Below are 5,094 nucleotides of genomic sequence, written 5' to 3'. Positions count from 1 at the left end.
CAGGGAACAGGGAACACACCGAACAGAGATTAAGAAGGAATATTCAGGCATTTTCTTCAATAACCAACATTATTTCCCTTATACGGTAAGCCTTTTCGGATTTTATCAAAACAATTTAGCATATTAGGTACTGAAGAACCAGAAATCATCACTGTCATTATCTCAAAGAGTGTTTAAATGTGATAGTTGTGGCTTTGAAAGTGATAGAGATTTAAACGCGGCGATTAATTTAAAAAAAAGAAGCGGTCAGATTGATCGTGTTAGCCTGTGGACTAGATAGTGCCGACACTGCTAGGGTGAAACACCGAAGAAAAAGCCAACTTTTGTTAGCATTAGTTAGCTTTTTTGGATCGGATGAACGAGTTTTGACCCATTGATGAGCATCTAATTCTTGGTGATTAGTCATGGAAACATTGGGGGATTAAACTGACTCAGAAAGTTGGGTATCAAGACGGCGAAACAAAAAGATCCACAGGGGTAGGGAACTATTAATAGCAATCAGTCGGATTAAATGGCCAGTGGTGACAATTTCGACATCATGATTTAATGTCAGGGATACCAGGATCATTTCTGGCGCTCCTCCTGGTGCGGTAACCAGTAGACAAGTTAACCAGTCCCAAGAAGTTAACTGCATGGCCAGCATAGCAGCGATCGCACCAGCAGCTAGAGTCATAGCCACAGACATAAAACCGTAACTAATGGCTCTTGTGCCAATATTAGGTTTCTTTCCCCAATATTCACCAATGGTAATTCCCAGAAGCATTTGGCCTAATAATTTTATCAACCCGGGGGGATTAAAAGTCACATCAGCCAAAACAGGTATGCAGTGGAGCAAAGGATTAAACCCCAGACCAACTAATAATGCACCAAAAAACTCAGCAGCGGGGAGTTTACATAAACCAGCCAGATAAACTACCAACGCCGTAATTAGCAGCGCCAAACAGAGGAAGCCTAATTGAGACGGGTCAAAATTTACTACTGTATTTGTCACAGGTAAAGTTTCAGCCTGGAGAACATCAGCAACAGATGACCGTGCAATGAATGGAATCAGTAATACAACCGATGTAACACGAATAGCCTGAACCAAAGCTACAAGGGTGACATTACGATTATAATCCGCAGCAATAGATGACATAACTCCCACACCACCGGGAACCGTCGCCAACATAGAGGTTAATAAATTGGTTTGACTCAAGCGAGAGTAGATGTAGCCAATGCAGATACCACAAACTATTAAGAACAAAGTCAGAAAAATAAATACAGGAATCCCAGAAGCCAAACCCGTTAAATCGCTACCACTACTTGAAGCACCCACAGTTAAGCCCACAAGTGCCATTCCCACCTTGCGGGCCCGGCGATTAGGACTGGGATTATACTGATATACAATCCGACATATTTGTAAAACCATAGCACCCGAGGCTAGTCCCCCAAATATCCAAGCAATTCCGCCCACGTGTAATTTGACTAAGACTAAACCCAGGGGTATTGCTAGTAGCAGTTCTAGAGTAAAGATAATCAATGGCTTCACAGATAACTGTAGTGGGGAAAAACTGTGATTTTTATGAGTGGGGAACTCTTGGGTGGAAGTTAAATTAAGGTTTTGATTCATCGACCGGGGCTATTTAAATTAAATTAACTATGTACTTAAATTAACGCGCTCGACTGTGAACTCACATCTAAATAAATTTGAGTTAAATTTCCATGCAGTGTTACTACCTCAGAGGCTGATTTGAAATTACCAACCTGCTGTAGTCGCTTCTTCACCTCCTAACTGTGGCACAATAGAGAACGGTAATAAGAAAAATATTGTTAAGGTAATTTAGTGACTCCAACTGCTCAATCCACGGCCAGTGCGCGTCGCGTGGTATTCCCATTTACAGCAATTGTGGGCCAGGAAGAAATGAAACTGGCGCTGCTGTTGAACGTGATTGATCCCAAAATCGGTGGTGTAATGATTATGGGCGATCGCGGCACCGGTAAATCCACGACTATCCGGGCCCTGGCGGATTTATTGCCAGAAATCCCAGTTGTGGCCAATGACCCCTTCAATAGTGACCCCAAAGACCCCGACGTGATGAGCGATGAAGTTCGCCAGATGGTGGAACAGGGGGCGGAAATACCCGTGACTCATAAAAAAGTTCAAATGGTAGACCTACCATTGGGAGCTACAGAAGACCGAGTTTGTGGTACCATCGACATTGAGAAAGCTTTATCTGAAGGTGTGAAAGCCTTTGAACCGGGATTGCTAGCCAAGGCTAACCGAGGTATTCTCTATGTGGATGAAGTCAATTTGCTAGATGACCACCTAGTAGACGTGTTACTCGACTCTGCTGCTAGTGGGTGGAACACTGTAGAACGGGAAGGAATTTCTATTCGCCACCCAGCCCGGTTTGTGCTGGTAGGTTCTGGGAACCCCGAGGAAGGTGAATTACGCCCCCAGCTGTTAGACCGCTTTGGAATGCACGCAGAAATTCACACCGTCAAAGAACCTGCTTTACGGGTGCAGATTGTGGAACAAAGGGCGGAATTTGACCAAAATCCGCCTGAATTTCTGCAAAAATATCAATCTGAACAGGAAGCATTACAAGAAAAAATTGTCAATGCTCAGAATTTGTTACCCCAAGTCACACTTGACTACGAGCAGCGGGTGAAAATTTCCGAAATTTGTTCAGAACTAGATGTTGATGGTTTGCGTGGTGATATTGTTACCAACCGCGCCGCCAAAGCATTAACCGCTTTTGAAGGTCGGACAGAAGTCACTCTTGATGATATCAAACGTGTAATTACTTTATGTCTGCGTCATAGACTCCGCAAAGACCCCTTAGAGTCCATTGATTCTGGCTACAAAGTAGAAAAGGCTTTTGGGCGTGTCTTTGGTGTGGAATTACCCGCAGACGACCCAGCACAAAAAAATGGTGTCGGTCAAAAGTTAGGGGCGAGAAATTAACAAATTCCCCTGTTGAGTTTTGAACTGGTTGTTCAAAACTCAACACCTTATAGTAATATTTAAAACTCAACTAAACCCCTCAATCACAGTTGACATAAGCAGATTAATATAAGTATAGTGATGGATTGTCTGTCTTATTCCTGCTCGGATCAGGTAGACATACACAAAAGCTAGCAACAGCGAGCGATCGCCTTTAAAGCCAGCTACCTGTACGGCAACTTCAAGGACAATTTCATGACCTACGCAATTATTGAAACTGGCGGCAAGCAACTAAAAGTTGAACCTGGTCGCTTTTACGATATTGAACTGCTCCATATCGAAGCCGACGAAAAAGTTACAATAGATTCAGTATTACTAGTGCAGCATGACGGCGAAGTCACCATAGGACAGCCGTTAGTAACAGGGGCGACGGTAGAAGGAACAATTCTCAGGAATCTGAGAGGCCGCAAAGTCATAGTTTATAAAATGAAGCCGAAAAAGAAAACCCGCAAAAAACGCGGACATCGGCAAGAAATTACTAGACTGATGATTGATTCCATCACCCTGAATGGCGCGGTATTTACTGCTCCAGAAGAGGTATCAGACGATACGAATACCGATAATTCCCCTGTAGAAGCTGTAGCTGAATAATAAAGAAAGAAAACACAAGAGGTAATTATGGCTCATAAGAAAGGAACAGGTAGTACTCGTAACGGACGCGACTCTAATGCTCAACGCTTGGGAGTCAAGCGCTACGGTGGTCAAACCGTACTAGCGGGAAACATTCTCGTACGTCAACGGGGAACCAAATTTCACCCCGGTAACAATGTTGGTATTGGTAGCGATGACACCTTGTTTGCCTTAATTGATGGTTTAGTAGCCTTTGAGAGAAAAGGTAAAGCCCGCAAAAAAGTTAGTGTTTATCCAGTTGCAACCCCAGGGGAGACAGCTACCGTTTAGATGTGCGTGGGTGGGTAATCCCCACCCTCTCCAACCACTACACATACCCTGAAGATACGAAGTGTAGTAAGTGACCGCAACCTAACCCCCCTAATGAAAAGAGCAAGATAATTAAAAAAGCTTGTAATTGTGTGATACCAGCAGTTTGACAGTCAATTCTCGCCAAGATACCCGCACAAATAATCAGCAACATATCCAGAAATATACCGAACCAAGCTAGCATCAGAAAAAACAAGAAAGCGCCAAGAGTGGCAACAGTAAAAGACCTGAGATTTGAGCTAACTAATAGACTAGAATATTTTGAGATTACCGACACAGAAACAGTTAAGCTCGCCACTAAAACTAAAATAGCTAATATAAGTAATATCCACAGATAAAGAGGGGCATTATTATCTGATAATACCCAACCCAATGTACTGTAACTCAGTGAGACGAGTACTAAAGAAATCCAAGGTAGTGTTTTCAAACTAACATTCAATCTAAGACGGGTTGGCCTAGCCATTATAGAATCATTAATTCGGTGATTAAATCCATACAAACATCCTTGAATTTGCGCGTTCCAGTCGTGATGTTCTCCAGTGCGATATCCGCAAACATAGCAACCGCCAAGGTAATTTAAGCATAAACTATAAGTAGTCCCTTTTCATGTGAAGCGATCGCTTGCTACAGGTATATGCCCAAGCCGTACAGTTACGACCTTCGTCAAAAAGTAATCCAAGGGATTGAACTCAATGGCTTGAAGAAAACTCAAGCCAGTCAAATGTTTAATATTAGTCGCAACACCATCACCCTATGGTTGAAGCGAAAAACCGATGGGAAAAATTTCGTGAGTTTGCTTCGGTACATAGCGATAAAACCCAAGTAGAGATGGCCTGACTTTGGCCTGAAGAAATTAGCGATCGCACAATCTCAAGAGCTTTGAAAAAAATTGGTTTTACGCGAAAAAAAAGACTTATGGCTACCGTGAGCGCGATGAGGTCAAACGACAGGCTTTCGTAACGCAGTTGTCCAAGTTACCTGTGGAGAAGATTGTATACCTCGATGAGTCAGGAATGGACAACCCAGAGCAGTATGATTACGGTTGGAACTCAAAAGGACAGCGCTTCCATGCACTTAAATCAGGTCGTCGTGAAGGTCGGGTGAACATAATTGCCGCGCTGTGTAACCATCAGCTGATAGCTCCTTTCACTGTTGAGGGTGCGTGTAAT

Annotated in this window: 6 protein-coding genes and 1 pseudogene; 5 read left to right on the top strand and 2 right to left on the bottom strand. The window is 43.2% G+C overall.

Annotation, left to right across the window (positions count from 1 at the left end; translation table 11 throughout):
- The first annotated feature begins 169 nt into the window (after positions 1 to 169).
- Positions 170 to 280, top strand: coding sequence for a zinc ribbon domain-containing protein (locus tag PN457_RS01765; RefSeq protein ID WP_271730910.1), 111 nt, complete (start codon positions 170 to 172; stop codon positions 278 to 280).
- Between the two features lie 141 nt (positions 281 to 421).
- On the opposite strand, the gene PN457_RS01760 is transcribed toward PN457_RS01765, so the two are convergent.
- Positions 422 to 1,609, bottom strand: a complete 1,188-nt coding sequence (locus PN457_RS01760; protein ID WP_271730909.1) for an AbrB family transcriptional regulator — start codon at positions 1,607 to 1,609, stop codon at positions 422 to 424.
- A 213-nt stretch (positions 1,610 to 1,822) separates the two neighbouring features.
- Between PN457_RS01760 and bchI the strand changes: the two genes are divergently transcribed.
- From bchI to rpmA, 3 genes are all read left to right on the top strand, one after another.
- A complete protein-coding gene (bchI, locus tag PN457_RS01755) occupies positions 1,823 to 2,947 on the top strand; it encodes a magnesium chelatase ATPase subunit I (protein WP_271730908.1) in 1,125 nt (374 codons plus the stop codon).
- 234 nt (positions 2,948 to 3,181) lie between these two features.
- Positions 3,182 to 3,577, top strand: a complete 396-nt coding sequence (gene rplU, locus PN457_RS01750) for a 50S ribosomal protein L21 (RefSeq protein ID WP_271730907.1) — start codon at positions 3,182 to 3,184, stop codon at positions 3,575 to 3,577.
- Positions 3,578 to 3,604: 27 nt separating this feature from the next.
- Entirely contained in the window at positions 3,605 to 3,886 is a 282-nt protein-coding gene (rpmA, locus tag PN457_RS01745; protein ID WP_271730906.1) for a 50S ribosomal protein L27, read from the top strand.
- A gap of 37 nt (positions 3,887 to 3,923) precedes the next feature.
- On the opposite strand, the gene PN457_RS01740 is transcribed toward rpmA, so the two are convergent.
- Positions 3,924 to 4,388, bottom strand: a complete 465-nt coding sequence (locus PN457_RS01740) for a hypothetical protein (protein WP_271730905.1) — start codon at positions 4,386 to 4,388, stop codon at positions 3,924 to 3,926.
- A gap of 171 nt (positions 4,389 to 4,559) precedes the next feature.
- On the opposite strand from PN457_RS01740, the pseudogene PN457_RS01735 reads away from it, so the two are divergent.
- Positions 4,560 to 5,094: pseudogene (locus PN457_RS01735) on the top strand (transposase); the annotation flags it as partial.

The organism is Anabaenopsis arnoldii, from assembly GCF_028331025.1.
Lineage (GTDB): Bacteria > Cyanobacteriota > Cyanobacteriia > Cyanobacteriales > Nostocaceae > Anabaenopsis > Anabaenopsis arnoldii.
Note: the sequence above shows the minus strand (reverse complement) of the source record. Positions and strands in the feature narration are given on the sequence as shown.